This window comes from Aeromonas sp. s11 (assembly GCF_040907945.1).
GTDB lineage: Bacteria > Pseudomonadota > Gammaproteobacteria > Enterobacterales > Aeromonadaceae > Aeromonas > Aeromonas veronii.
Genome location: NZ_JBFOCU010000024.1, coordinates 114,436 through 140,194, shown reverse-complemented (window position 1 = coordinate 140,194; position 25,759 = coordinate 114,436). Strand labels below are relative to the sequence as shown.

The 25,759-nt window shown below is 54.7% G+C and carries 25 protein-coding genes; 9 read left to right on the top strand and 16 right to left on the bottom strand.

The genetic code is table 11. From position 1 onward, the window contains the following. Positions 1-37: 37 nt before the first annotated feature. The 13 genes from AB5Y84_RS07080 to AB5Y84_RS07020 all read right to left on the bottom strand — a co-directional run bounded on the left by AB5Y84_RS07080 (position 38) and on the right by AB5Y84_RS07020 (position 14,623). Positions 38-1,111: a general secretion pathway protein GspK gene (locus tag AB5Y84_RS07080; protein ID WP_005338089.1), complete on the bottom strand. Its 1,074-nt coding sequence runs from the start codon at positions 1,109-1,111 to the stop codon at positions 38-40. Next, positions 1,108-1,713, bottom strand: a complete 606-nt coding sequence (locus tag AB5Y84_RS07075) for a prepilin-type N-terminal cleavage/methylation domain-containing protein (protein ID WP_005338090.1) — start codon at positions 1,711-1,713, stop codon at positions 1,108-1,110. The genes AB5Y84_RS07080 and AB5Y84_RS07075 overlap by 4 nt, the downstream gene beginning before the upstream one ends. Continuing rightward, positions 1,700-2,110 carry a type II secretion system protein gene (locus AB5Y84_RS07070; RefSeq protein ID WP_005338091.1) on the bottom strand — a complete coding sequence of 137 codons (411 nt, stop codon included), beginning with the start codon at positions 2,108-2,110 and terminating at the stop codon, positions 1,700-1,702. The genes AB5Y84_RS07075 and AB5Y84_RS07070 overlap by 14 nt, the downstream gene beginning before the upstream one ends. After that, complete coding sequence (locus tag AB5Y84_RS07065; RefSeq protein WP_005338093.1) at positions 2,110-2,484, bottom strand: prepilin-type N-terminal cleavage/methylation domain-containing protein; 375 nt, start codon at positions 2,482-2,484, stop codon at positions 2,110-2,112. Before AB5Y84_RS07065 ends, AB5Y84_RS07070 begins: the two co-directional genes overlap by 1 nt. Before the next feature lie 2 nt (positions 2,485-2,486). Continuing rightward, entirely contained in the window at positions 2,487-2,921 is a 435-nt protein-coding gene (gspG, locus tag AB5Y84_RS07060; protein WP_005338094.1) for a type II secretion system major pseudopilin GspG, read from the bottom strand. A gap of 18 nt (positions 2,922-2,939) precedes the next feature. Further along, positions 2,940-4,139 (bottom strand): type II secretion system F family protein, encoded by a 1,200-nt coding sequence (locus AB5Y84_RS07055; RefSeq protein WP_005338095.1) that lies wholly within the window; start codon positions 4,137-4,139, stop codon positions 2,940-2,942. Next, entirely contained in the window at positions 4,139-5,794 is a 1,656-nt protein-coding gene (locus AB5Y84_RS07050; protein ID WP_368176660.1) for a GspE/PulE family protein, read from the bottom strand. Before AB5Y84_RS07050 ends, AB5Y84_RS07055 begins: the two co-directional genes overlap by 1 nt. 277 nt (positions 5,795-6,071) lie before the next feature. Then, positions 6,072-6,620 (bottom strand): dTDP-4-dehydrorhamnose 3,5-epimerase, encoded by a 549-nt coding sequence (gene rfbC / locus AB5Y84_RS07045; protein ID WP_368176659.1) that lies wholly within the window; start codon positions 6,618-6,620, stop codon positions 6,072-6,074. Between the two features lie 61 nt (positions 6,621-6,681). After that, positions 6,682-7,560: a glucose-1-phosphate thymidylyltransferase RfbA gene (gene rfbA, locus AB5Y84_RS07040; protein ID WP_368176658.1), complete on the bottom strand. Its 879-nt coding sequence runs from the start codon at positions 7,558-7,560 to the stop codon at positions 6,682-6,684. A 112-nt stretch (positions 7,561-7,672) separates the two neighbouring features. Then, positions 7,673-8,560: a dTDP-4-dehydrorhamnose reductase gene (gene rfbD, locus AB5Y84_RS07035; RefSeq protein WP_368176657.1), complete on the bottom strand. Its 888-nt coding sequence runs from the start codon at positions 8,558-8,560 to the stop codon at positions 7,673-7,675. Beyond that, the gene (gene rfbB, locus AB5Y84_RS07030) at positions 8,560-9,666 is read right to left on the bottom strand and encodes a dTDP-glucose 4,6-dehydratase (protein WP_368176656.1); all 1,107 of its coding nucleotides are present in this window, start codon (positions 9,664-9,666) and stop codon (positions 8,560-8,562) included. Before rfbB ends, rfbD begins: the two co-directional genes overlap by 1 nt. Positions 9,667-10,262: 596 nt before the next feature. After that, complete coding sequence (locus AB5Y84_RS07025) at positions 10,263-13,412, bottom strand: efflux RND transporter permease subunit (RefSeq protein ID WP_368176655.1); 3,150 nt, start codon at positions 13,410-13,412, stop codon at positions 10,263-10,265. A gap of 17 nt (positions 13,413-13,429) precedes the next feature. Beyond that, positions 13,430-14,623 (bottom strand): efflux RND transporter periplasmic adaptor subunit, encoded by a 1,194-nt coding sequence (locus tag AB5Y84_RS07020; protein ID WP_021231193.1) that lies wholly within the window; start codon positions 14,621-14,623, stop codon positions 13,430-13,432. 140 nt (positions 14,624-14,763) lie between these two features. Here AB5Y84_RS07020 and AB5Y84_RS07015 point away from each other — a divergent pair, with 140 nt between their 5' ends. From AB5Y84_RS07015 to AB5Y84_RS06990, 6 genes are all read left to right on the top strand, one after another. Further along, complete coding sequence (locus AB5Y84_RS07015) at positions 14,764-15,402, top strand: TetR family transcriptional regulator (RefSeq protein WP_040065945.1); 639 nt, start codon at positions 14,764-14,766, stop codon at positions 15,400-15,402. A gap of 105 nt (positions 15,403-15,507) precedes the next feature. After that, entirely contained in the window at positions 15,508-16,059 is a 552-nt protein-coding gene (locus AB5Y84_RS07010) for a hypothetical protein (protein WP_139733902.1), read from the top strand. Between the two features lie 192 nt (positions 16,060-16,251). Continuing rightward, positions 16,252-17,433 (top strand): dicarboxylate/amino acid:cation symporter, encoded by a 1,182-nt coding sequence (locus AB5Y84_RS07005; protein WP_368176654.1) that lies wholly within the window; start codon positions 16,252-16,254, stop codon positions 17,431-17,433. A 225-nt stretch (positions 17,434-17,658) separates the two neighbouring features. Beyond that, entirely contained in the window at positions 17,659-17,973 is a 315-nt protein-coding gene (locus tag AB5Y84_RS07000; RefSeq protein WP_005338107.1) for a DUF134 domain-containing protein, read from the top strand. After that, a complete protein-coding gene (locus AB5Y84_RS06995) occupies positions 17,970-18,551 on the top strand; it encodes a NifB/NifX family molybdenum-iron cluster-binding protein (RefSeq protein WP_368176653.1) in 582 nt (193 codons plus the stop codon). The genes AB5Y84_RS07000 and AB5Y84_RS06995 overlap by 4 nt, the downstream gene beginning before the upstream one ends. A gap of 42 nt (positions 18,552-18,593) precedes the next feature. Next, positions 18,594-18,779 carry a hypothetical protein gene (locus AB5Y84_RS06990; RefSeq protein WP_368176652.1) on the top strand — a complete coding sequence of 62 codons (186 nt, stop codon included), beginning with the start codon at positions 18,594-18,596 and terminating at the stop codon, positions 18,777-18,779. Between the two features lie 166 nt (positions 18,780-18,945). Here AB5Y84_RS06990 and AB5Y84_RS06985 read toward each other — a convergent pair whose 3' ends face one another. Beyond that, a complete protein-coding gene (locus tag AB5Y84_RS06985; protein ID WP_368176651.1) occupies positions 18,946-20,070 on the bottom strand; it encodes an HD-GYP domain-containing protein in 1,125 nt (374 codons plus the stop codon). Positions 20,071-20,362: 292 nt separating this feature from the next. Between AB5Y84_RS06985 and rimO the strand changes: the two genes are divergently transcribed. Then, entirely contained in the window at positions 20,363-21,691 is a 1,329-nt protein-coding gene (gene rimO / locus AB5Y84_RS06980; RefSeq protein ID WP_213389219.1) for a 30S ribosomal protein S12 methylthiotransferase RimO, read from the top strand. Positions 21,692-21,771: 80 nt separating this feature from the next. Here the strand turns inward: rimO and AB5Y84_RS06975 are convergent, their stop codons facing one another. Continuing rightward, the gene (locus AB5Y84_RS06975; protein ID WP_368176650.1) at positions 21,772-22,353 is read right to left on the bottom strand and encodes a DUF1349 domain-containing protein; all 582 of its coding nucleotides are present in this window, start codon (positions 22,351-22,353) and stop codon (positions 21,772-21,774) included. 227 nt (positions 22,354-22,580) lie between these two features. Continuing rightward, positions 22,581-22,958, bottom strand: coding sequence for a hypothetical protein (locus tag AB5Y84_RS06970; RefSeq protein WP_033115842.1), 378 nt, complete (start codon positions 22,956-22,958; stop codon positions 22,581-22,583). A gap of 615 nt (positions 22,959-23,573) precedes the next feature. Between AB5Y84_RS06970 and AB5Y84_RS06965 the strand changes: the two genes are divergently transcribed. Continuing rightward, complete coding sequence (locus tag AB5Y84_RS06965; protein WP_368176649.1) at positions 23,574-24,953, top strand: AAA family ATPase; 1,380 nt, start codon at positions 23,574-23,576, stop codon at positions 24,951-24,953. A gap of 1 nt (position 24,954) precedes the next feature. Beyond that, complete coding sequence (locus tag AB5Y84_RS06960) at positions 24,955-25,605, top strand: HNH endonuclease (RefSeq protein ID WP_368176648.1); 651 nt, start codon at positions 24,955-24,957, stop codon at positions 25,603-25,605. The last annotated feature ends 154 nt before the right edge of the window (positions 25,606-25,759 follow it).

Below are 25,759 nucleotides of genomic sequence, written 5' to 3'. Positions count from 1 at the left end.
CCAACCAGGGTAACTGTCAGAGGTGATTTGTTGGCGCTCAATCAGCCATTGGGGCTGGGAATAGCGGCTCCACCACCATTTGCTCAGCTGATTGGCAAGCGCGGTTATGGTTATAGGTAAAGGCATAATCAAATTCCCAAGGCGCCCGAAACGAAGAGGGCGACAATGATATCCCAATCCACTGAGCCTGTCTGCATCCTACGGCGCTCGCATCGCTCCACAGGATGATGCGATGAAAAGCAGATACTATCGACGGAATTTGTTCCTCGGCTATGGGTAGGAGTTGTCCCAGCCTCTGATTGGCATCTTGGAGTGAATCAAATGGCTCCATCCACCTTAGTCGCACCAGCTCAGCAGCTGTTCGTTCATCAAACCGGCTCGCTAGTAATGGCTCCGGCATGGTATTCAAATTAAGTAGCATGCCTGAACGAGCGGTGACCAAAGGCATAAGGTCAGGCAACCAGCTCTGCCAAGTTGGTGCATCCAGAAGATTATTTAGCTCACCAGGACCAACCATAAAGCGGTGGCGAGGCAGTGTCAGGCCACGAGCAAGGTATTGCGCATCATTTGCTCCATTCAAGCGAGATAGATCATCTTGATCCGTGTAGTCATTCACTAGATCAACAACTCTATCTATTTGAACAGGAGTAAGCCCAAAACGCGCTAGCAGCGGCTGCCAACGCACGGGATCAGCATCAAGCACACTGAGCAATGGCCCCTCATCTTGAATCGAGAAATCTATTGTCCCTATTCCGTGATAAGCTCTGCCATCTGCTGCAAGTTGTCGATCTAACTCTGCCAAAGAGCTAACCGAACTACGTTCTTGATCATTGGCCGACGTCAGCTCGAACCCCTGATTACCACGGGGGCGCGTGGCCACTAAATGGAGTAACGTTGCCAAGGTCGCCTGCTGATCCAGCTGCTGCTGCCAGCTGCTACGAAGTTCGACAGCCTGTTGCAAGCGGCCTTCGGCATAGCTACCAATAAAGGCGGCAACCAAGGAGATAACCGCGATCAATCCTAACACGGCTATAAGAACGAACCCCCCTTGATGGGGGGGCGGCACACTCAATAATGAGATACCTCTATTTCTGACTCTGGTTACACTCATAGATCACGATAATCATTTCGAGGATAAGTTCGTCCCTTTAGGGCTATATACCAGTTCAATGGTTTCATCGCAGGTGAACTCACCATCAACTGGATTGCTACTGGCATTCTTCCATCTGGCCGGAGAGAGATAAGGGTTTGCTCCGGTGGCCATTGATTATGGGTATTACCCTGCTCATCCAGATAGCTGAACGTAACTTGAGTCCCTTCAGGCCAGCGAAAAAGGGTCCAATTTCTACCAGGCTGGCGATAATCGAGGGTCACGCCACCGGCTCCTCGCTGATTAATTGACCAGCGTACCGGCTGTACTTCACCATTCTGGGCAACCAGTGGCTGCTGACTGCTCCCCTCAAAATAGAAACTGTCACCACGGAGCTGGCGAGGAGCATCTAGCTCTGCCTGCATGGACGCGACACTATCATTCAACCATTGCATGACCAATAGTTGTGGCACACCTTCATATTGTCGCCTTTGCACACGTTCATAAATTGCTAACGACTGGGATAATCCTTGCATTAATAAAGCTGTTATCACGGAGAGCAGAACCATGACGACCAGCAATTCGAGAAGGGTCATCCCTTGCTGGCGGTTAATAGATTTCACGGCGCTCTTGCACTCCGGGCTTGAGGTGATAGTTAACGACTCGAGTGGTCAGGGGAGGTAAAGTGCGGTTCTTATGAATGATGGTAAGCTCAACCTGATAAAGCGAGAGGATGAAATTACTGCCCATCACGCCATTACGTTCTTTCTCTATAGGTGTCGCATGCCAGCTTATAGATATGTTACCACTCTCGAAAGTACCTTGTGGGTTATTGCCCAAATCCTTCAGCTTGAGATAATTCACCGCACTTTGCAAGGTGGGAGCAGCGTCAATATAGCTCTCGGCTCTTGTCAGTTGGGCCAAGCTACCACCTATCCAGCCAAATAGAGCCATAGTGGCACCCGCCAATATGGTTAATGCTACTATGGCCTCCAATAACGAAAAGCCTTGTTGACGCATTATGGTATTCCTTGCCATTGGCAATATGGAGATTCCAGCTGAATGCTCTGCTTGATGACCCCACCTGCTAGTATCTGTAATTCACCACCCAGACAGATCCCGTTGGCAAGGTAGTATATCGGTTGAGGGGCCTTAAGCTGCCAGCCTTGCGGTAAGGGAATATCGTCGGTGTGTGACCCCAGCACCACTTGAACTCCCCTCTGGCGTACTGTAAAAGGCAACTCATTGATGGCTTGTTGAACAGTTTGCCAATCGTTGCGATGCCGCAGTTTATCTGCCATCTCGAGAAAACGTGGACCTACAACCGCCGCGATCATACCAATCAAAGTCAACACCACAAGCAGCTCAAGCAGAGTAAAACCCCGTTGTTGCATGCTTACTTCTCCAGTATACCTACCTCGGCATCCAGCCCTTCGCCGCCCTCCTTACCATCTGCGCCAAGCGAATAGAGAGAAAAACCTTGCAAGTTACTCACCGGGCTTTTGTAGACATAATCTTTACCCCAAGGGTCTTTAGGTAGTTGATCTTCCAGATAGGGCCCCTGCCAGCTTGGCACATCAGCCGGCGCTTTCATCAAAGCCGATAGCCCCTGCTCTGTAGTGGGATAGCTCCCCACATCCAGGCGATAGGTTTGCAAGGCCCCGCGCAGCATCTTGACCTGAGTCTCTGCCGTTTTGACTTTTGATTTATCCACGTTGGAGAAGAGGCGCGGGCCGACCAAACCGGCCAGCATGCCCAGAATGACCAGCACGACCAGGAGCTCGATCAGGGTAAAACCGCCTTGATGGCGGGCGAAACGTTGCAATTGCATGAAGAGTCCTCAGAGTTACTATACGGCCATTTCGTTCACACTGGTGATGGCCAGGATGATGCCAAGAATAATGACGCCGATGATAGAGCCAATCAGCAGAATGGCAAGGGGTTCGATCAACGCAAGCACCTTCTTGACGCGGTTCTTACTGTTCTCTTCATACATGGCGGCCAGCGAAGAGAACATCTCGGCAAGGCGGCCACTCTTCTCGCCGACCCGCACCAGATTGACCCCGGAGCGAGCGATCAATCGCGTCTCGGCAAGAGAGTCCGACAGGCTCTTGCCCGAGCGCACCAGACGGATCACCTCTCCCATCCCGCGCTGACGAAACGGAATGCGAAAAGAGCCGCGCGATAGCTCTAGCGCCTGTAGTAACTCGACCCGGGATCCCAGCATGGCTGCCAGGGTGTAAGACCAGCTGGCAACATCGCTCTGGTAGAGCCATTCCCCCACTACTGGCAGGCGTGACACACCGTTGAGCAGACGCTGCCGCACATCGCGCGAGCGCAGCGCCAGGGCCATGCCAGCGATACAGAGGATGAGTGCTATAAGCAGCAGATCCCAGTTGGCGTTAAACCACTCCCCTGTCGAGAGCACCATTTCGGCCAACCAGGGCAACGTCACCTTACCGTGGCCCAACATACCGGTGAATTTAGGCACCACCACGGCAAACATCAGCACAACCGCAGACAAACCTGCGAGCACCAATACGATGGGATAGGTCAAAGCATTGCGCAGTTCATTGCCGGTTCGTTGATCAAACTGCATTTTCTCCAAAGCGCGACTGAGCGCCTCACCCAACTCACCGGTGGCCTCACCCGCTCTCACCAGATGAAACAGGTAGTCGGGAAGCGGTAACTTGCTTTGGGCAAGAGCTGCGGAAAAACTCTCCCCCTGCTGTAAAGCCCTGCCCATGGTGCGAAATGCCTGCTCAATTTGAGGATGGTGTCCCCCCTCAATCAGGGCATCGATTCCCTCTGAGAGCGTCACCCCGGAAATGATCAGGGTGGTCAACTCATGTAGTGCCTGCAGCAACTGGGCACGGGTCAAGCGCGGAGTAAACCAGGGAGCACGAGCCACTACCGCCTGTTCAGTTAGCTCAATGACGATGATCCCCTTGTCCCTGAGCTGGCGTAATGCAGCATGATGATGGACTGCCTCCAGCTCTCCCTTCAGACTGTTACCCTGCGCGTCTACGCCTTCATATTGAAAAATCATCAGTCATGTTCCACATAGGCGACCCGCATCACCTCTTCAATACTGGTTAATCCCCTGCTGGCCTTGATCAGGCCATCTTCAAACAGTGTCCGCTGGCCTTGTTGCCGGATCAGCGACTTGATCTCCTGAAGGGGAGCTTGTCGATTGACCAGCTGTTGCAATGCACCATCTAGGGCAACAAGCTCATAAATCCCCAATCGCCCACGATAACCAGTATGATGACAGTGCGAGCATCCCATCGCTTTCTTCCAATTAGCGGCAGCAAACGCTGGTTGGCTGATTGACCACCCTTGTGGCAAGAGCGGATGGTCGTCATCAACGGCACACTGCTCACAGAGGCGACGAACCAGCCGCTGTGCCTGAACACCACGCACCGATGCCGCCACCAGGAAGGGCTCAAGCCCCATGTCAACTAGGCGGGTAAAAGCTGAGGCGGCATCGTTGGTGTGCAACGTTGAGAGCACCAAGTGACCGGTAAGGGCTGACTGAATGGCTATCTGCGCCGTATCCAAGTCCCGGATCTCACCGATCATGATGGTGTCGGGGTCTTGACGCAAGATGGCACGCAGTGCACGGGAAAAGGTGTAACCAATCTCGTTGTGCGCCTGGATCTGGGTCACACCCGAGACTTGATACTCAACAGGATCTTCTACCGTGATGATCTTGTTGCTGCCATCGCGCATGGCTTCGAGCGCGGCATAGAGCGTGGTGGATTTACCGGAGCCCGTCGGGCCTGTGACCAACACGATCCCATTGGGACACGCCAACCAGCTGTGCAGCAAACTGAGATGGTCAGGCTCAAACCCGAGTTTTTCCAGCGACAACGTTCCCCTGTTCTTGGGCAGCAGACGCATCACGATCGACTCACCATGAACACCCGGTGCCGTCGAGACACGGATATCCATATCCTGACCACTAAGGCGCAAGGTGATACGGCCATCCTGTGGCAAGCGCTTCTCGGCAATATCCAATCCGGCAATCAGCTTGATCCGTGACCCTATCGCCGGGTAACGCTCTGCCGGTTGCACCATATGAGTGTGAAGCACACCATCTACCCGCATGCGTACCGTGAAACGAAGCTCTTCGGGTTCCACATGAATGTCTGACGCACCACTGTCGACAGCTTGTGCCAGCAAGTTATTGACCAGCTCCACGACCGGAGCCTCTTCGATCAACGCCTGTAGCGAATGCTCGCTGTTACTGAACAGGTCGGTGACGGCACTCTCACGCCTGACTTGGTCCACCAGTGTGTCGATGTCCTGGGTTCGAGCCAGCCAGTACTGCACCGGGCGCCCCGCAAACAGGTAGGCAATGAGATCCTGCAGCTGCGTCTCTAGCGGGTCTTTTGCAACCAACTGCAGCTGACCGTCCACCTCCCACAACAGAGCATCGTTATCGAGCCACCACTCCAACCTGACCGGCAGAGGCAGCAGGCATTTATAGATATCCAAGGGAGCAGGCATGTGAGCAGGCTCGACACAGGGATAGCCCAACTGCTCTGACAGCGATCGCAATACCGCATCTTCAGAGACAGCCCCCATCCTGACCAGGATGGAGCCCAGGCGTCCGCCGGCCTGACGTTGTACCTCCAAGGCTCGCTCTAAGTCTTCGCGCCCAATCGCTCTTTTGGCGATCAGTCTCTCACCAATCTTCATGATACGTCCTACAAAACATCGGCAAATCCGACCTCGGATCTATTACAGCACTCATCATGCACAATAAACTCTTTTGAATCCAAATCATTCTAAGCAAGTGATAGACATGGATTAAAAAACTTAACAGATTGAATATATATTTTTTATTATATTCGCCAAAATGGCTTAACCTAACATTCTTTAATCTGCTTTCCATATAACAAGCAAGCGCCTTATTTGATCACCAAATTAAGAATAAGCGATTTGTGTTCAAGAGAGAATTTGAAGAGCACAATTATCAGCAGTGCTCTGCGTCATTGAACGCTGCAGCAAGCGCATCTTTGGGCGACAAGGTTGGAGAGGTTATCATCTCAGGCCACACAATAGCCAAGGTGGCATCGTTCCACACGATGCTGCGTTCAGCGGCGGGTTGATAGTAATTGGTAGTCTTGTAGATAAACTCTGCGTGTTCACTCAAGGTGAGAAAACCATGGGCCAACCCTTCCGGGATCCACAACTGTCGCTTGTTTTCACCTGACAGGTGAACCCCAACCCACTGCCCGAAGGTCGGCGAGCTTTTGCGGATATCTACCGCCACATCAAACACTTCACCCACCACACAACGCACCAGCTTGCCCTGGGCATGGGGAGACAATTGATAATGCAAGCCACGCAATACCCCTTTCGACGATTTGGAGTGATTATCCTGCACAAAGTTAACCTGATATCCGACGGTCTCTTCAAATAACTTGTGGTTGAAACTCTCAAAGAAAAAACCACGCTCATCACCAAATACTTTCGGTTCAAAAATAAGTACGTCAGGAATCGCTGTCTTGATTACATTCATCTGTCTATCCACATTTGATTCAATTTCTATGGGGGAGCATCTTCCCTCCCCCTATATCACATCAGACTTTGGCAACCATTCTTAACAAATATTGGCCATAGGCATTCTTTGCCAGCGGCAGAGCAAGTTCACGAACCTGCTCCGCAGTAATGAATTTCTGGCGATAGGCAATCTCTTCCGGACACGCCACTTTCAACCCCTGGCGCGTCTCGATGGTCTGAATAAAGTTGCTCGCTTCTATCATGCTTTCATGGGTACCGGTATCAAGCCAGGCATAACCACGGCCCATCATGGCCACCGACAGATTACCTTGCTCCAGATAGATACGGTTCACATCGGTGATCTCCAGTTCACCACGGGGCGACGGCTTCAGACTCTTGGCGATCTCCACCACGCTGTTGTCATAGAAATAGAGGCCGGTCACCGCATAGTTGCTCTTGGGCTCCAGTGGCTTCTCCTCCAGAGAGATAGCGGTACCCTCTTTATCAAATTCCACCACCCCATAACGCTCGGGGTCATGCACATGGTAGGCAAAGACGGTAGCACCGCTCTCTTTGGCCGCTGCCGCCGCCAACTGTTTCTGCAGGTCGTGGCCGTAGAAGATGTTGTCCCCCAGCACCAGCGCACAGGCGTCTGAACCGATGAACTCCTCACCCAGAATAAAGGCTTGTGCCAACCCGTCCGGGCTTGGCTGCACCTTGTACTGCAAATTCAGGCCCCACTGGCTGCCATCACCCAGCAGTTGTTCAAAACGGGGGGTATCTTGCGGCGTACTGATGATCAAAATATCGCGAATACCGGCCAGCATCAGGGTACTAAGCGGATAGTAGATCATCGGCTTGTCATAGATGGGCAGCAGTTGCTTGCTCACCGCCATGGTGACCGGATAGAGACGGGTGCCTGAGCCACCAGCCAGAATGATGCCTTTACGTTTGGTCATGATGCTTGTTTCTTATTTTTAAATTGCAAAAGAAAAGGGTGGCTTGCGGCCACACCTTCCTGTTTTATCCCTGTCAGCCAGGGAGGCGTTCAACACATCCCTGACCAGTGATTTATTTGCCCAGGATCTCGGTCAACATCCGCTCCACACCGACTGTCCACTCCGGCAGCACCAGATCAAAGGTGCGCTGGAATTTGCCGGTATCAAGGCGGGAGTTATGGGGGCGTTTGGCCGGAGTCGGGAAGGCGCTGGTCGGAACTGCATTCAGTTGTGTCACCGCCAGTTCAACGCCAGCCTCTCTGGCTTTGGCAAACACCAGCTGGGCGTAGTCAAACCAGGTGGTGGTACCGGAGGCAATCAGATGGTACAGCCCGGCGACCTCGGGTTTGCACTGCGCCACGCGGATCGCATGGGCGGTGCAATCGGCCAGCAACTCGGCCCCGGTCGGAGCGCCGAACTGGTCATTGATCACTGACATCTCGCTACGCTCTTTGCCAAAGCGCAGCATGGTCTTGGCAAAGTTGGCGCCGCGGGCGGCGTAGACCCAGCTGGTGCGGAAGATCAGGTGACGAGCGCAGAGAGCCGCCCCCTGTTCCCCTGCCAGCTTGGTTTCGCCGTAGACGTTGAGCGGGGCGGTCGCATCGGTTTCCACCCAGGGGCGCTCACCGCTGCCATCAAACACATAGTCGGTGGAGTAATGCACCAGCCAGGCACCCAATGCTTCCGCTTCTTTGGCGATAGCGGCCACGCTGGTTGCGTTGAGCAGCTCGGCAAACTCACGCTCGCTCTCTGCTTTATCCACTGCGGTATGGGCCGCTGCGTTGACAATCACATCCGGCTTGACCAGACGTACCGTTTCTGCCACCCCTGCCGGGTTGCTGAAATCGCCGCAATAGTCGGTGGAGTCAAAATCAACGGCAGTGATGCGCCCCAGCGGCGCCAGTGCGCGCAGCAGCTCCCAGCCTACCTGGCCGTTTTTGCCAAACAGCAGAATATGCATCAGGCATGCTCCCCATCGTTCTGTTCAATCGCGGAATAGTGCTGCTCAATCCAGGATTGGTAGGCGCCGCTCTTGACGTTGCTGACCCACTGCTGGTTATCCAGATACCACTGCACGGTTTTGCGAATGCCAGACTCGAACGTTTCTTGCGGTTGCCAAGCAAGCTCACTGCTCATCTTGCTCGCATCGATGGCATAGCGACGATCGTGACCGGGACGATCCGCTACATAGGTGATTTGATCGCGGTAAGAGCCCGCCTTCGGCACCATCTCGTCCAGCAGATCGCAGATGGTGTGTACCACCTCCAGATTCTGCTTCTCGTTATGACCGCCGATGTTGTAGGTCTCCCCCACCAAGCCCGTGGTCACCACCTTATAGAGCGCGCGCGCGTGGTCTTCCACGTAGAGCCAGTCACGGATCTGGTCGCCCTTGCCATAGACAGGTAACGGCTTACCATCCAGCGCGTTAAGAATAACCAGCGGGATCAGCTTCTCGGGGAAGTGGTACGGGCCGTAGTTGTTGGAGCAGTTGGTGACTATGGTGGGCAGGCCATAGGTGCGGCGCCAAGCGCGCACCAGATGGTCGCTAGAGGCCTTGGAGGCCGAATAGGGGCTGCTGGGGGCGTAGGGGGTGGTCTCGGTAAAGAGCGGCAATGGCTCACCGGCGGCTACTTCATCCGGATGGGGCAGATCCCCATACACCTCATCGGTGGAGATATGGTGGAAGCGGAAGGCCGCCTTGCGCACCTCATCCAGACCGTTCCAGTAAGCGCGGGCCGCTTCCAGCAACATATAGGTGCCAACGATATTGGTCTCGATAAAGTCGGCTGGGCCAGTGATGGAGCGGTCAACATGACTCTCGGCAGCCAAGTGCATCACCGCATCCGGTTGGTGCTGGGCAAACACCCGATCCAGCTCGGCGCGATTGCAGATATCCACCTGCTCAAAGACATAACGCTCGCTTGACGATACATCTGCTAGGGATTCCAGATTGCCGGCATAGGTGAGTTTATCGAGATTGATAACGGCATCCTGAGTATCACGGATGATATGGCGCACAACGGCAGAGCCGATAAAGCCTGCGCCACCGGTAACGAGAATTTTCATATTAATTATGCTCTTACGAGAAGTTGGAGTTCAGTTAAATCGGATAGAACTAGCTAATCAGGGGATAATATGACTTGGAGCTTAATGAGAAAGCGTGAATGTGGGCAATAATGGCACACATACACATATAAAGGCATTCAAAATTCACACAACCATTGATAAGGAGTATGGCTACCGCACTGGGTTACAGCCCCCAGTTCGCTGCTTTTCACCACATTGCTCACGCTGTTGGCCATCATGTCCTCCAGCTCTATATATGTTTTTGGCAATGAATATCACAGTACGCAATCAAAGCATTGTCCTGACATAACTCATCATATAGACCAGATTTTATCGTCGAATTCTATCTCGTATCCCCCCAAAATGAACAGCTAAAACTACCCCATAGAGGGGGTAACTTGAGGCTGAACACGAGGCTGATCACAGCCACACTGCACCGGTTGCTGTTTCTTTAAACACCTCGTGAAGCGCACTGAGTGTCAATTTCAGTAAAAAAACAGGGCAACCCATGGGGTTGCCCTGCTTGATTGTCAGCCAGACCAAAGCAGACTGGCGATTTATTGAACTCTGTTCAAATTAGCTAAACCTGCATGCCATCAGTCACCTTTTGACTCAACTGCTGCAGCCATGCGCGCCTCTTTGCTCTGGTGGCTGGTGAAGTAGCGCATCACCAGCACAAAGAAGATCGGCACGAAGAAGATGGCCAGCACGGTGGCACTGATCATCCCCCCCATCACGCCGGTACCGATGGCGTTACGGCTGCTGGCACCGGCGCCGGAGCTGATTACCAGCGGTAGCACCCCGAGGATAAAGGCGAGCGAGGTCATCAGGATCGGACGCAGACGCAGGCGTGCCGCCTCCACCACAGCCTCACTCAAGCCCATCCCTTTGTCGTAGAGCTCTTTGGCAAATTCCACGATCAAAATCGCGTTTTTTGCCGACAAGCCGATGGTGGTGAGCAGACCAACCTGGAAGTAGACGTCGTTCTCCAGCCCGCGCAGGGTGGCAGCCACAATGGCCCCCAGAACCCCGAGCGGTACTACCAGCATCACCGAGAACGGAATGCTCCAGCTCTCGTAGAGGGCTGCCAGACAGAGGAACACCACCAACAAGGAGATGGCGTAGAGCGCAGGTGCCTGTGAACCGGCCTGACGCTCCTGGAAGGAGAGCCCGGTCCACTCGATACCCACCCCTTCCGGTAGCTGTTTCACCATCTGCTCGATGGCGGCCATCGCATCACCGGTACTCTTGCCGGGCGCCGCTTCACCGACGATCTCCATCGCCGGCACGCCGTTATAACGCTCCAGACGCGGTGAGCCGAAGCTCCACTCGGTGCTGGCAAAGGCGGAGAAGGGCACCATCTGACCGGCACTGTTGCGCACATACCAGAGTTTCAGATCTTCCGGGTTCATCCGGAAGGGGGCATCCGCCTGCATGTAGACCTTCTTGATCCGGCCACGGTCAACGAAATCATTGACGTAGGACGATCCCCAGGCGGTAGCCAGGGTGTTGTTGATATCGGCGATCGATAGCCCCTGCGCCAGTGCCTTCTCGTAGTCGATCTTGATATCGAGCTGGGGGGTGTCTTCCATCCCGTTCGGGCGCACCCGCACCAGAGTGGGATCCTGCGCCGCCATACCGAGCAGCTGGTTACGCGCCGCCATCAGCTTGTCGTGACCGATACCGCCGCGATCCTGCAGGAAGAAGTCAAAACCGGTCGCCGTCCCCAGCTCCGGGATCGGAGGCAGGTTAAAGGCGAACACTTGCGCCTCCTTGATGCTGAACAGATAGCCCATGGCGCGGCCGATGATGGCATTGGCGCTGCGATCCGGGCTCTTGCGCTCGCTCCAGTCCTTGAGCTTGATAAAGGCCATCCCCGCGTTCTGGCCACTACCGGCGAAACTGAAGCCAGACACGGTCAGCACAGAATCGACATTATCCTTCTCGTTTTTCAGGAAGTAGTCGCGCATGTCCGCCAGCACCACCTCGGTGCGCTGCTTGGTCGCCCCCACCGGCAGTTGCACCATGGACATGATGACTCCCTGATCCTCTTCCGGCAGGAAGGAGGTGGGCATCCGCATAAAGAGCACTGCCAGTACCGCCAGCATGGCACCGTAGATCAGGCTGTAGCGCACGCCCTGTTTGATCACCTTGCGCACGCCGCTCTGATAGCGGTTGGTACCCGCATCAAAGGCGCGGTTGAACCAGCCAAAGAAGCCGCGCTTGGCACCAAACTCGCCATGTTTCATCGGCTTGAGCAGGGTGGCACAAAGCGCCGGGGTCAGGATCAACGCCACCAGCACCGACAGCACCATGGCCGAGACGATGGTCAGCGAGAACTGGCGATAGATGGCGCCGGTCGAGCCGCCGAAGAAGGCCATCGGCACGAACACGGCGGAGAGCACCAGGGCGATCCCCACCAGTGCGCCGGTGATCTGGGTCATCGACTTGCGGGTCGCTTCCAGCGGGGAGAGATCCTCCTCGCTCATCAGACGCTCCACGTTCTCCACCACCACGATGGCGTCATCCACCAGCAGGCCGATGGCCAGCACCATACCGAACATGGTGAGGGTGTTGATGGAGAAGCCGAACGCCGCCATCACCCCGAAGGTACCGAGCAGCACCACAGGCACCGCAATGGTCGGGATCAGGGTGGCGCGGAAGTTCTGCAGGAACAGATACATGACGCAGAACACCAGGAAGATCGCCTCGATCAGGGTCTGTACCACCTCCTCGATGGAGATCTTCACAAACGGCGTGGTGTCGTAGGGGTAGACGATCTCCATATTGGCCGGGAAGTAATCCGACAGCTCATTGAGCTTGGCACGCACCTTCTCGGCGGTATCCAGCGCGTTGGCGCCGGTCGCCAGCTTGATGGCGACCGCGGCGGTGGACTGGCCGTTGTAGAGCGCATCGGCGTCATAGCTTTCGCCCGCCAGCTCGACCCGGGCCACATCTTTCAGCCGTACCTTGGAGCCATCCTGATTCACCCGCAGCAGGATGTCGTTGAACTGCTCCACGGTAGAGAGCCGGGTCTGCCCCATGATGGTGGCGGTGAACTGCTGATCTTCCACCGACGGGGTGCCACCCAGCTTGCCGAACGCTACCTGGGCGTTCTGCGCCTTGATGGCTGCCTGCACATCACCCGGGGTCATCTGCACCCGGTTGAGCTTGTTGGGATCGAGCCAGACCCGCATGGAGTACTGGCTGCCGAACAAGGTGATATCCCCTACCCCGTCCAGACGGCTCAGGGGCTCCTTGATGTTGGAGACCACATAGTCCGCCAGGTCGTCGTTGTTCATGCTGCCATCGCTGGAGATGAAGGCTGCGACCATCAGGAAGCTGCTGGAGGTCTTCTGTACCCGAATCCCCTGCTGCTGAACCTCTTGCGGCAGCAGCGACATCGCTTGCTGCAGCTTGTTCTGCACCTGCACCTGGGCGATATCGGGATCGGTCCCCGGCTGGAAGGTGAGGGTCACCGACACCCGCCCCGCGGAGTCAGACTGAGAGGACATGTAGAGCAGGTGATCCAGCCCGGTCATGTTCTGTTCGATGATCTGAGTTACCGAGTCTTCCACCGTTTTGGCAGATGCGCCCGGATAGCTGGCAGAAATACCGACAGCAGGCGGCGCAATGCTTGGATACTGGGCGACCGGCAATTTGATGATGGCCAGGCTGCCCGCCAGCATGATCACCAGCGCGATCACCCAGGCAAAAATGGGTCTGTCTATAAAAAATCGAGCCATGAAGCGACTACTCCATCCTACTTGTTGGCCGGGGTGTTGGACGCAGCTTGAGCAGACGGTGCATCAGCACCCTGCTCGGCGGGATTGACCACGGCGCCCGGTCGTACTTTCTGCAAGCCAGCCACGATCACCCGCTCGCCGGAGGTGAGCCCTGACTCCACCACCCAGTTGCTGCCGACGACCCGGCTTAGCTGCACGTTGCGCAGCTCCACCTTGTTGTCAGCGGTTACCACCATCACGGTGGCACCGCCATTGGGGGTGCGAGTCACGGCCGTTTGCGGCACCAGCAGCCCTTGCGCCCGCTCACCCTCTTGCAGGGTGGCGCGCATAAACATGCCGGGCAGCAGCAGCTGGTGAGGGTTGGGCACAATCACCCGCAGGGTCACCATGCCGGAGGTCTCATCCACGGTCACATCGGAGAACTGCAACGAGCCCTCTTCGCCATAAGTGGAGCCATCTTCCAGCTGGAAGGTCACCTTGGCCCCTTTCTGCTCGTCCTGGGTCAGCTTGCCCTCGGCGACCAGTCGCTTGAGGCGCAGCAGATCGGCAGTGGACTGACGCACATCCACATACATGGGATCGAGCTGCTGAATGGCGGTCAGGCTGTCAGCCTGCTGGGCAGTCACCAGCGCCCCCTCGGTCACCGCGGATTTACCGATGCGGCCACTGATGGGGGCTGTGATGCGGGTGTAACCGAGATTGATCTCGGCAGTACGCAAAGCCGCCTTACTCGCCATGATCTCCGCCTTGGCCTGCTTCCAGCTGGCGTCCGCATCGTCATAGTCCTGACGGCTGATGGATTTGACCTTGAGCAGCTCCTGATAGCGCTGCGCCTTGAGGCGGGCACTCTGCTCGTTGGCCTCGGCCTTGGCCAGATTGGCCTTGGCGCTGGCAACCGCCGCCTGATAGACAGCCGGGTCGATCTGATAGAGCAGATCGCCCGCCTTCACATCGCTTCCCTCGGTAAAGAGGCGCTTGAGGATGATGCCGCTCACCTGCGGACGCACTTCGGCCACCCGCAACGGGGCACTGCGACCGGTCAATTCGGTGGTCAACATCAGCGGACCGCTCTGCAGGGTCACCACGTTGACCGCCGCGGGGGGCATGCCGCCCTGTCCCTGGGGTGCGCCCCCCTTGTCACCACAACCTGCCAGCAAGCCTGTAGCCAGCAAGGCAAGACCAACTGAACGAGCAAGAATATGTTTATGCATGAAACACCTGAGCCTTTGCCAGTCAATGAACAATCAGGGCCGCATGGGCCCTGTTGGTAAATAGTCGAAAGATGAGGCAATATACATACATTCATAAATGTATGTAAGTGACTTTTTGCTTGCATGAGGCACAAATTTCGATGGCCAGACGAACCAAAGAAGAGGCGCAGCAAACCCGCTGCCACATCATGAGCACGGCGCTGGATCTGTTCTGCTCTCAGGGCCTGGCCAAGACCAGCCTGACCGACATCGCCAGGGCGGCAGACCTGACCCGCGGGGCCATCTATTGGCACTTCAAGAACAAGGATGAACTCTTCATTTCGCTCTGGCAGGAGCTCTGCAGCCCCCTCGCCCACCAGCTCGATGCCTGCCTCAATCCAGATGAGCCAGACCCGCTCGGGCAACTGCGCCTCTTCTTCGAAGGGGTGCTCCACAGCTTCATTCACAATCCGGCCCAGCGGCAGATGTTTACCATACTGTTCAATCTCGAATCGCTGGAGGGGGAAGCCATCTCACTGCGCGAGCATATCCGCAGCCAGTCCGCCAACTTCTTCCGGGATCTGGAGACCACCCTGGCCAATGCGGTACGGCGGGGCCAACTGCCCGCCAACCTCAACCTGCAGCGCGCCGCCACCCTGCTCCACTGCACTCTGGATGGCTACATCATCAACTGGCTCCACTTTCCGGGGCGGATAGACCTGCAGGGCGAATCCGCCTTCCTGATAGAGAGCATGTTCACCATGCTGGCCCAACCCCACGGGCCTGCCTGCGGCCGCTAACCGGCGCCAGCAACTCTCACACTTCCAAATCGGGGCCTGACTGCGCGCTTTGGCAGTCAGGCCCCGATTTGTTACCCTGTGCGCCCCCTGCTTGAGGTAACCCCTGTGCCACACTCTGACGCCATCCCCGCTTCCTGGCCATTTAACGACCAGCACGCCCACGTTCGAGCTGCCTTTGTGGCACGCCTCAAACCCGGCGCTCACCTGCTCAATGGTCAATGCGGTACGGGGGAGGATCTCTGCTGGCTGCGTGCAGAAGGGTATGTGGTCACCGCCTGCGAAGCTGTGCTGGCTGACGCCAGAGTTGCCTCACAGCAATCCGGACAAGCAGTGCGGGTCTGCCCGCTGGCGAAGATGCACTCGGTGCTCCCTTACGATGGGATCTGGCTGAGCCGCCCGCTTGATAGCGACGCGGCCACCCTTGTTCCCCAGTTGCAACAGCTGGCGACCCTGCTCAAAGCGGGCGCTCCGATCTGCTTCCCCCTGCCGCCAAGCGGCAAGATAAGTCACGCTCAGCTACAGCAACTGGTCACCACATCCGGGATAGCGCTGCAACTGGCGCCGATGGAAGCCGTATCAGCCAGTACGTCAGATTCCTCAAGTCAACACGCCACCCAGTACGTCATGTTGCTGCGTGGCGATCATCAGGCCACCTAACGGGCTAATTCATCACGGATTTTCCAGTTCAACGCCAAGCCGACAGCTAGTCGGCGATCTTGGCCTTCGACAATATTTAACTCGGCGTTAACGCAGAAAAGGCAGACATAACACGGCTTACGTGTTAAAAAGTGTGATTAATATCAAAATTTAATAACAAAACAGACAATACAACCAACTCCGGATTTCCTTATGAAACTTGTCCTGAAACTCATTGCTGGCATCCTTGCCGGTCTCTTGCTCGGTCTCTACGCCCCTGAGTGGGTGGCGCGCGTGCTGTTTACGGCCAAGACAGTGATAGGTCAGCTCATCACCTTCACCATTCCGCTCATCATTCTGTTCTTTATCATGAGCGGCATCGCCAGCCTGCCGAAAAACTCCGGCAAGCTGCTGGGCAAAACCGTGGCCCTCTCCTACTGCTCCACCATTCTGGCGGGGCTGTTCGCCTTTACCGTGGCGAGCCACCTGATCCCGCAGTTCACCACCGCCGCCGAGGCCACCACGGCCACGGCCATCAAGCTCGCCTCCTACGTCAATCTGGAGATCCCGCCGCTGTTTGGCGTGATGTCGGCACTGGCCGCCGCCTTCGTGTTCGGCATCGGCATCAGCGCCACCCAGGCCACCGATCTGCGCCGGGTCGCCGATCAGGGTCGTGACATCATCGACCGCCTGCTGGCCAAGGTGATCATCCCGCTACTGCCGTTCTATATCGCCGGGGTCTTTGTCGAGATGACGGTAGAAGGCACCGTATTCGCCACCCTGAAAACCTTCGGCGTGGTGCTGGTGATGGCGATCCTGATGCACTGGATCTGGCTCTCCGTGCTGTTCGTGGGTACCGGTCTGGCCCTTGGCCGCTCACCGACCCAGCTCATCAAGAACATGCTGCCCGCCTACTTTACCGCGCTGGGGACCATGTCGAGCGCCGCTACCATTCCGGTCGCCCTGCAATCGAGCAAGAACAACGGGGTGAGCGACGGCATCGCCAACTTTACTGTGCCCCTGTGCGCCACAATTCACCTCTGTGGCTCCACCATTACCTTGGTCACCTGTGCCACCGCGGTGATGTTCCTCTCCGAGCATCTGGCCATTCCGGGTATCGAGACCATGCTCCCCTTCATCATGATGCTGGGGGTGATCATGATCGCCGCACCGGGCGCGCCGGGTGGTGGCGTGATGTCGGCGCTGGGCCTGCTCACCTCCATGCTCGGTTTCGGTGAAGCCTCCATCGCCCTGATGATCGCCCTCTATCTGGCGCAAGACAGCTTCGGCACCGCCTGCAACGTCACCGGTGACGGCGTGATTGCCCTGTGGGCGGATCGCTTCGCCAACGGTAGCGAGAGCGCAGCTCCTGTGGCCGAGGCCGAACAGGCATAAGCTCGCCGGGAAGGCCCGACCATCCTCTGCAAAAACCCGCAGGCCAGAACCATGTTCGGGCCTGCGTCGTTTCTACCACCTTCCCTGCTTTTGTACGTATTCCGCCTCCCCCTCTTTACCCCTATCTACCGTAAACAGCACTGTCGCTACCCTCTGCATCAGACAAAATTATTGGCATATGCTACATATGAGCGTATAAATGGCTTATGCCAATTAGGAGCCACCATGCCAAGACCCAAGATTGCCCGCCAGATCTGTGGCCGCCCCGCCAACAGCTGCTTCAAACCCAACGGCCGTCCCATGCATCAGCTGGAACAGGTCACGCTGGCCCCTGACGAGTTCGAGGCACTGCGCCTCGTCGACCTTCAAGGAATGCAGCAGCAAGAGGCCGCCCTGGTGATGGGGGTCTCCCGCCAGACCCTGGCCAATATCCTGAAAAAAGGGCGCTACAAGGTGGTGGAGTGTCTGAGTCTGGGCAAGGCATTGATGATGCAACCCGCCGAGCCCGACCACCCAACCAGTGGAGAAGAACCGACATGAATGCTGTCACAACCATGGCCACCACCCTCTGCAACAGCGCCCTGATGCTGAGTCAGGGGCTGCTGGCTGGCCACTTTACCCGTGCCGAGCAGCTGCAAATTCTTAACCCCGAAGGGAACGTTATCGCCACCCTGCCCAATCCGGCCGCAGCCGAAGGCTGCCACGGCAAGCAAGCGCTGATCGACGCCCTCGCCCACTATCAGGTGGGTCAGGTGGTGGTGCGCAATATCGGCGAGCGGATGCTGGGTCGCCTGCTGGCGGCCAATATCCGGGTGCTGCAGTGCCGCTCTGCCCGCCTGCCGCTGCCCGCGCTGCTGGCCCCCGCCAATCTGCAACCTCTTACCGATGCAAGCCAGGGCCGTCCGTCTCGCCGTCATCAGAGCAAGGCGACTATCCGTGCCATCCAGCCCGTCGGCGCAGGCCAGAGTCATAGCCATTGTCATGGTGGTTGCAACAGTGGCTCCGATCACTGTTGCGCCAGTAGTGGCAATCAGGCAAAGAGCTCACGACAAGGCCATACTTGTTGTCACGGCAGTGAAGGCGCCAACCAGCAGGGCGGTTGCTGCCATCATCACTGATGCCATCGCTGTGCATGTCATCACCATCAAGGAGAAGAGATCATGTCCATCTGGTTGTTGAGCCTGCTCGCCTCGTTCATGCTGATCCTGGCCATGGGCACCATCATCTGGTGGCGCCAATACCAGCTTGCCCAAAAGCGGGAAGATAAAGAGGTGCGTCCCTGTGGCTGCTCCAGCGCCTGCGCGGATCACCTCTACCAGATCAGTGAGCCGACGCCCAAAAAGTAACCTGACCGCAGCCGCCCTAGCCGCAGATAGAACGTCGGCAAAATAAGGGCGCGTGGAATCGAGAGGCGCATAAAAGAGAGGGGGCACCTGCTGGTGCCCCCTCTCTTGTTACGCTTTTCATTCATGCTTGATCCGCCGTATTGCCCCTTAAGCTCATCACACACGCTCAACCCGGCTCGGCGCCGCTGGGCGCCACACTCGCAGTGCAGGCCGGATCCTGATACTGCTGATAGATGGCATAAAACTCGGCCTTGTTGTGCAGGGCTGCGGCGACACAGGCGGGATCAAACTGGCTGCCGGCATGCTCCTCCAGATAGGCAAACGCCGTCTCGAACGGCCAGGCCTTCTTGTAGGGGCGCTCGCTGGTAAGGGCATCAAACACATCGGCCACCGTCACGATGCGTGCCGCCAGCGGGATCTCCTCCCCCGCCAGCCCCATCGGATAGCCGGTGCCGTCGAAACGCTCGTGATGGCTGGCGATGATATTGGTCAGCATGTCAGTGTGATGAATGCCATCGAGACCAAACTCGTTGATCATCAGGCTGATCATCTCCCGCCCCTTGCCGGGGTGGATCTTCATGATCTCGAACTCTTCCGGGGTCAGCTTGCCCGGCTTGAGCAAAATGGCATCCGGCACCGCGATCTTGCCGATATCGTGCAGCTCGGAGAATAGGTAAATAAACTCCACCTCCTCATCGCTCAGCCCGCAAGTCGGGGCCAGCGTCTTGGCGATCAGCCGGGAGTAGGCAGACATCCGGTGCAAATGGTTGGCGGTCTCCTCATCCCGATAGCGGCTGAACTCCCGCGCCGTGGTCAGCGCGCCGCCAAGGGTCTGGATGGAGAAAAACTCCACCGCAATGATGGCCGACAGCGCCTGGGCATAGGCCGACAGCTCGCTGCGGATCGGCTCCTCGAAATATCCCGGCTCCATAGCATCACAAAACAGAAAGCCAAACAGTTTGCTGTTGAACAGCAGCGGCTCGGTATAGCTGGAGGCATAACCTGCCTCCAGTACCTTGCGGCTGTGCTCAGACGCAGAGCCACGCAGGGCATCAAGATTGCCGAGCACCCGGGGCTGCTTGTGCTCTGCCAGATAACTCAGGGAGGGGACATCGCTCAGCTTCACCTCATACTGCACCAGCGGCGAGGGCCCCTCGGTGCTGTGGGCAAAGGTCTTGAGCTGATCGGTATGGGGATCGTAAATCGCGATGGCCACCCGACTCAGCTTGTCAAAGCGCTGCCTGAGCGTGGCATGTACGCTCTGCATTTTTTCGCCAAATGAACTTTCCATCGCCTTCTCCAACGGGTTCCCGTACCGGGAGTATAGCGACTCCCGGTGCTCTCCTCTCTGTCACCAAATCAATATTGAGAGGAAAATCAACAAAGCAGCTTCCCCACAACCAACCTGCATGACAGAGGCAATAGCCCCACCAAGTGCACGCCATCACCGACTGCTGGTGCGGCCCAATCTTGCCTGGTCGGAGATATTGTTCGGTTCTGCCATGCTGGCTGTATAGTTTTTGGTTAACCATTCCGGTAAAATCCGCGCCCTTAAAGAAGAGCCACCTAAGAGTGATTGAGCGATGTCCAACACAAAACAGGCCCCCAAAGTAGGATTCGTCTCCTTGGGTTGCCCCAAAAACCTGGTCGATTCAGAACGAATCCTGACCCAGCTGCGTACCGAAGGGTACGATGTGGTGCCCAGCTATGACGATGCCGAGCTGGTCGTCGTCAACACCTGCGGCTTTATCGACAGCGCGGTGCAAGAGTCGCTGGAAGCGATCGGCGAAGCGCTGGCCGAGAACGGCAAGGTGATCGTCACCGGCTGCCTTGGCGCCAAAGAGAACCAGATCCGCGAGATCCACCCCAAGGTGCTCGAGATCACCGGCCCCCACGCCTATGAAGAGGTGCTGGGTCACGTCCACAAATATGTGGAGAAGCCGCAGCACAACCCCTTCACCAGTCTGGTACCGGCCCACGGCGTCAAGCTGACCCCGCGCCATTACGCCTATCTGAAGATTTCCGAAGGGTGCAACCACCGCTGCACCTTCTGCATCATCCCCTCCATGCGCGGGGATCTGGTGAGCCGCCCCATCGGCGACGTGCTGGCCGAAGCCAAGCGCCTGAAAGAGGCGGGCGTGAAGGAGCTGCTGGTGATCTCCCAGGACACCTCCGCCTACGGCGTCGATGTGAAGCACCGCACCGGTTTCTACGACGGCATGCCGGTCAAGACCAGCATGGTTGCCCTGTGCGAAGAGCTGGCCAAGCTCGACATCTGGGTGCGTCTGCACTACGTCTACCCCTACCCGCACGTGGATGACGTCATCCCGCTGATGCGCGATGGCAAGGTACTGCCCTACCTCGATATTCCGCTGCAGCACGCCAGCCCGCGCATCCTCAAACTGATGAAGCGCCCGGGTACGGTCGAGCGCACCCTGGAGCGGATCCAGAAGTGGCGCGAGATCTGCCCGCAGATCACCCTGCGCTCCACCTTTATCGTCGGCTTCCCGGGCGAGACCGAGGAAGATTTCCAGATGCTGCTGGACTTTATCGACAAGGCGGAGCTGGATCGGGTCGGCTGCTTCAAATACAGCCCGGTCGAAGGGGCGCTGGCCAACGAGCTGCCGGATCCGGTACCGGAAGATATTCAGGAAGAGCGCTTCCAGCGCTTTATGGAGCTGCAACAGCAGGTTTCCATCCGCAAGCTGGCCCGCAAAGTGGGTCAGGAGATGACTGTTATCATCGACGAGGTGGACGAAGAGGGTGCCACTGGCCGCTCCTTTGCCGATGCGCCGGAGATCGACGGTCTGGTCTACCTCAACGGCGAAACCGGCCTCAAGCCGGGGGACATGGTCAAGGTACGGATCGACGAATCCGACGAATATGACCTGTGGGCCAGCCTGATCAGCTAATTGAGGCTCTACCAGCCAAATGAAAAAAGCGCCTGCGGGCGCTTTTTTATTGGCTCAATATCGCAGGCAAAACCGCTGGCCTAGCTCAAATCATGGAGCGCCTTGCCAAGGGGCGGCGTGAGGCGCAAGTCAGAGAATCGCACCGCCAGCCCCTGCCGCTCCGGCGTGCAGCATATCACCCCGATAAAGCAACTTTCGCTTGGCGGGAACGGGGCGAGGCGCAGCAGCGGCCACACCTTGCCATCGGTGGAGTATTGCAAACGCAGGCAATCGGCCAGCCGGGTCAGCCGCAGCCAGAAGCGGCGCGGATTGCCGGGGAAAATACCGGTGGCCCAGTCAGAGCGCGGATTGGTCAGCACGCTGCCGATCATCGGCTGGGCATCGTTGTACTCGATCCCCGCTTTCAGCCAGTGCTCGTCGTCTTGCAACAGCATCAGCCCCGCCTGATCGTAGAGGGTGGTGAACTCCCCCTCGACGCAGACCTGAAAGGTAAACTCACCCGCCACCTCGCAACCATAGAGATGCCCGCTGTGGCGCTCGAAGCCATACCAGGTGCTGCGCCAAAAATCGGTCTGCTGGTCCGTTACCACCTGCAAACCGTCGTCTGTCTGGTGCCACTGGGCCGGTTCATTGAGCCAACGCCATTCCATCCCTTCCATCATCCTGCTCTGCTCCTTTTTATCCCGCATAATCCCGCACAAATGCAGCTCGCCAACCCCTCGTCCGGTCACGACTGGTCATGGCTGCGCCTCTGCGGAACCCATAAAAGGAGTCAATAGTGTCGCTATTGCCGTTCCGATACAAGGCTTGTGCGAAGCGCCATCAGTGCGCCCCAAAAAGCGCGGGGGGCCTGATGGCCCCCCGCAAACACACCGGATGAGAAAATGCCTTACTTGGCAGCGCTATCCTTCACGCACTTCTGGACAAAGCTGTTCTTGGCCGCGCCAGCCAGCTTCTTGTCGGCCGCCGCCTTCTCGCACTTGGCCGCCGGATCCACCGCCGCCCCCGTCTTCACGCACTTCTGGATAAAGCTGTTCTTGGCCGCTCCGGCCAGCTTCTTGTCGGCTGCCGCCTTCTCGCACTCGCCGGTCGCGGCGCCAGCGGCATCTTTCACACACTTGCCGACAAAGCTGGTTTTGGCGGCGCCGTTTAACTTTTTGGCCGCGGCCTGCGCCTCGCACTGCAACTGGGCTGTGTCGTTGGCAAAGACCGGATTGGCCAGCAGCACGCTGCCGCAGAGCAGGCCGAACAGGATGGTACGCTTCATGGGTGATCTCCTCTCTATCTGGTGATGTGTTTGCATGGTCATATTTGCATGACGATGTGTTGCAAATGGCTGTGATGGCAACAGCTGATTGTTGCCGCAGATCCTCCACATCGCCAGCTTGGGAGACGGAGCAGAGGGCAACCATCGCCCGCACTATAGCGCCGATTGGCAGAGCGGGATTGTCCCCGTAAAGCCTTCTCCAACAGCAAGCCTGCCCCCTGCCTTCCCGCCAACCCCAATAGAATCAAGGGTCATGGGAATCCTGCCTCCGCCCACACCCTTTTATTGAGCCAACGCAAAAAATCAGTCATTACTGACACTTACGTCATTTTTTGACTGGTGTGGCCAGATTCGATTGGCTTAACATAGCCATCCGGTGCCTATTCATCTGCGATGGGCTGCTGCCCTCGCTGGTTTATCGAGCATATTGGAAGCTGTAATCCACGGGCGGTAGCGTGGCTCTTAATTAGCAAACAACCCTATTTTTATAGATAGGTGTTTACCTACATATCACAAGGAAATATTTAAACACACAACTTTCAACCCTAACATTTAATAACTGAAGTTAAATTCCAGCATCTATATTTAGCTTTTTATCTTTCCGATGAGTGTCATATGTCACAAATTGAACTAATAGAAATAAATAAACACCCTGTTTTTCGTAAAAGAAAAATAAAATTAAAAAAATTTAATCATGATAAAAACATCTTCACCATCATAATTGGTCAAAATGGTTGTGGGAAGAGTGAACTACTGAGAATTATCGCTGACTCAGTAAACAGTCATATCATTTACAATCGCAACATTGGAAGCAGTAAAGTCGATACCGTTGGGAATATTACTTTTAAGAATGGAGAGATACCACATAAAGTTCTTGCATCATCATTCAGTCTTAATGATAAGTTTCCCATCCTGACCAACAGAAATAAATTATACCACGAAGACTATGAGTACCTTGGACTTAGATCTACATCTAATAATGCTTTTGTTGGAAAATACAAGAAAGAGTTTTTGAAAAGATTAGTCAATGTACTGTCAGAACAACGAAGGCTAGACTCCTTTACACAAGTTCTTACAGAACTTGACATACCACTTCAATTTAAGTTTTCCTTTAAATATGGACGGGGTTTAAAAACAATACTCGACTCAAGCGATGGAACAAAATCATATCATGACTTTGACTCAAAAGTTGACAATTTCATATCAAGTAAACTCCAAAAATCTAGATTAGACTACGAGAAATTATATGAAAGATTAAAGTCTAGTCACTTTAAAAATGAATTATATAGCTTTATCAATAGTCAAAATAAAAAATTTAGTTCATTAGAGTATCGCATAGACCTATCCAACCCTATTTATAATGATAAGTTCATGCAAGACTCGACCATTCTAATAAATTTAATTGAGTCCGGAATAATTCAAATTAATGATTTTTCTTTTGTCGCAGAAAATGATTATTCATTTTCTGTTGCTAGTTCTGGGCAGCATCATCTTTTCACAGAGATGCTGAATATTGCCTCATCGATTACTGACAATACGTTACTTCTCATTGATGAGCCAGAAATAAGTCTGCATCCTAATTGGCAAATTAGATATATTGAATTACTTGAACTTATTACAAGCTCTTTTAATAAGTGCCATATTATAATATGTACGCACTCCCATTTTCTGCTTTCAAGCATCAATGAGGAAATATGTAGCATAATGCATGCAAAAAGAATGGAAGATGGTGGCGTTGAGATTTTTGAGTGCAATCAGAACACATTTGGTTGGTCACCGGAACAGGTCTTATATAACATCTTTGGGTTGACCACAACAAGAAATCACTATTTTGAACGAGATTTAAGGCTGATTTTAAGTATTATTTCAAAGGAAAACCTTAATACAGGAGAAATTTATGCGCCTTTAGAAAGAATTAAGAGATTCAACATAACAGATGATGACCCGTTAAAATTGATAATAACTAGAGCTGAAGAGTTTATAAAAGGGATGTGATATGTTTAGACTGAAAAATATCCCACGTTCTGTTGAGTATACAGATGAAGAAAATGATTTGGCTCAGTTACTAAATAGTAAAAATTATGATACGTGGACATGCCCATGTCCAAACACCGAATTTCCTCGCGGGACTTCAACAAAACGAGAAAAACTAAAAAAGAAGCTCAAAGAACAATTATTGATATTACAAAATAATTATTGTGCCTATTGTGGGAGAAATTTCAACCTTGTGACTAACTCTAAAATACACAGAGATCACATTTTACCAAAAAGTATGGAACGTTATAGAAAATTTACCTTTGAGAGCAAAAACATAGTTTTATCCTGTGATACATGTAATGGACTTGATACAAAAAAAGCAAATGACTATGTGACAACCTATAATGACAATTATGAAGGTATAGATACATCTATTGTTCATCCACATTTAGATAATATTGAGGAACATGTTTTTTTAGACAACACTTTTGAGGCTGTAGTTGTAAATAACTCTGCAAAGGGAATTGCAACAATAAGAGAGTTCAATTTAAATAGTGAAAGCAACCTAGTGTCCAGAGGTGCTTTCATGGTTTTAAATGAAACACCAATAAGTGATGATGATTATGCTTTATTGAAAAGCATAAACAATAAATTCCGTTCTATTACTTAAAAAAAGATTGTCAGTATGTAATGAAACGGAACCTACCTAGCTCGGCATTTATAAAACCATGAGCATATTTTTGAGCAAAACATACAAAAAGAGCTGACTAATCAGGGTGGTTACAGGTAAAAAATAAAGACTAAATTAAAATGTTAAAGTAGAT

Coding starts and splice junctions, on each gene's coding strand:
- AB5Y84_RS06965 (WP_368176649.1), top strand. CDS start 23,574: ATGTCACAAATTGAACTAATAGAAATAAATAAACACCCTGTTTTTCGT.
- AB5Y84_RS07005 (WP_368176654.1), top strand. CDS start 16,252: ATGAAACTTGTCCTGAAACTCATTGCTGGCATCCTTGCCGGTCTCTTG.
- rfbC (WP_368176659.1), bottom strand. CDS start 6,620: ATGAATGTAATCAAGACAGCGATTCCTGACGTACTTATTTTTGAACCG.
- rfbA (WP_368176658.1), bottom strand. CDS start 7,560: ATGACCAAACGTAAAGGCATCATTCTGGCTGGTGGCTCAGGCACCCGT.
- rfbD (WP_368176657.1), bottom strand. CDS start 8,560: ATGCATATTCTGCTGTTTGGCAAAAACGGCCAGGTAGGCTGGGAGCTG.
- AB5Y84_RS06975 (WP_368176650.1), bottom strand. CDS start 22,353: ATGATGGAAGGGATGGAATGGCGTTGGCTCAATGAACCGGCCCAGTGG.
- AB5Y84_RS07080 (WP_005338089.1), bottom strand. CDS start 1,111: ATGAGTGTAACCAGAGTCAGAAATAGAGGTATCTCATTATTGAGTGTG.
- gspG (WP_005338094.1), bottom strand. CDS start 2,921: ATGCAATTGCAACGTTTCGCCCGCCATCAAGGCGGTTTTACCCTGATC.
- AB5Y84_RS07020 (WP_021231193.1), bottom strand. CDS start 14,623: ATGCATAAACATATTCTTGCTCGTTCAGTTGGTCTTGCCTTGCTGGCT.
- AB5Y84_RS06985 (WP_368176651.1), bottom strand. CDS start 20,070: ATGGAAAGTTCATTTGGCGAAAAAATGCAGAGCGTACATGCCACGCTC.
- rfbB (WP_368176656.1), bottom strand. CDS start 9,666: ATGAAAATTCTCGTTACCGGTGGCGCAGGCTTTATCGGCTCTGCCGTT.
- AB5Y84_RS06970 (WP_033115842.1), bottom strand. CDS start 22,958: ATGAAGCGTACCATCCTGTTCGGCCTGCTCTGCGGCAGCGTGCTGCTG.
- AB5Y84_RS06990 (WP_368176652.1), top strand. CDS start 18,594: ATGTCCATCTGGTTGTTGAGCCTGCTCGCCTCGTTCATGCTGATCCTG.
- AB5Y84_RS06995 (WP_368176653.1), top strand. CDS start 17,970: ATGAATGCTGTCACAACCATGGCCACCACCCTCTGCAACAGCGCCCTG.
- rimO (WP_213389219.1), top strand. CDS start 20,363: ATGTCCAACACAAAACAGGCCCCCAAAGTAGGATTCGTCTCCTTGGGT.
- AB5Y84_RS07055 (WP_005338095.1), bottom strand. CDS start 4,139: ATGATTTTTCAATATGAAGGCGTAGACGCGCAGGGTAACAGTCTGAAG.
- AB5Y84_RS07065 (WP_005338093.1), bottom strand. CDS start 2,484: ATGCAACAACGGGGTTTTACTCTGCTTGAGCTGCTTGTGGTGTTGACT.
- AB5Y84_RS07025 (WP_368176655.1), bottom strand. CDS start 13,412: ATGGCTCGATTTTTTATAGACAGACCCATTTTTGCCTGGGTGATCGCG.
- AB5Y84_RS07050 (WP_368176660.1), bottom strand. CDS start 5,794: ATGAAGATTGGTGAGAGACTGATCGCCAAAAGAGCGATTGGGCGCGAA.
- AB5Y84_RS07015 (WP_040065945.1), top strand. CDS start 14,764: ATGGCCAGACGAACCAAAGAAGAGGCGCAGCAAACCCGCTGCCACATC.
- AB5Y84_RS07070 (WP_005338091.1), bottom strand. CDS start 2,110: ATGCGTCAACAAGGCTTTTCGTTATTGGAGGCCATAGTAGCATTAACC.
- AB5Y84_RS06960 (WP_368176648.1), top strand. CDS start 24,955: ATGTTTAGACTGAAAAATATCCCACGTTCTGTTGAGTATACAGATGAA.
- AB5Y84_RS07000 (WP_005338107.1), top strand. CDS start 17,659: ATGCCAAGACCCAAGATTGCCCGCCAGATCTGTGGCCGCCCCGCCAAC.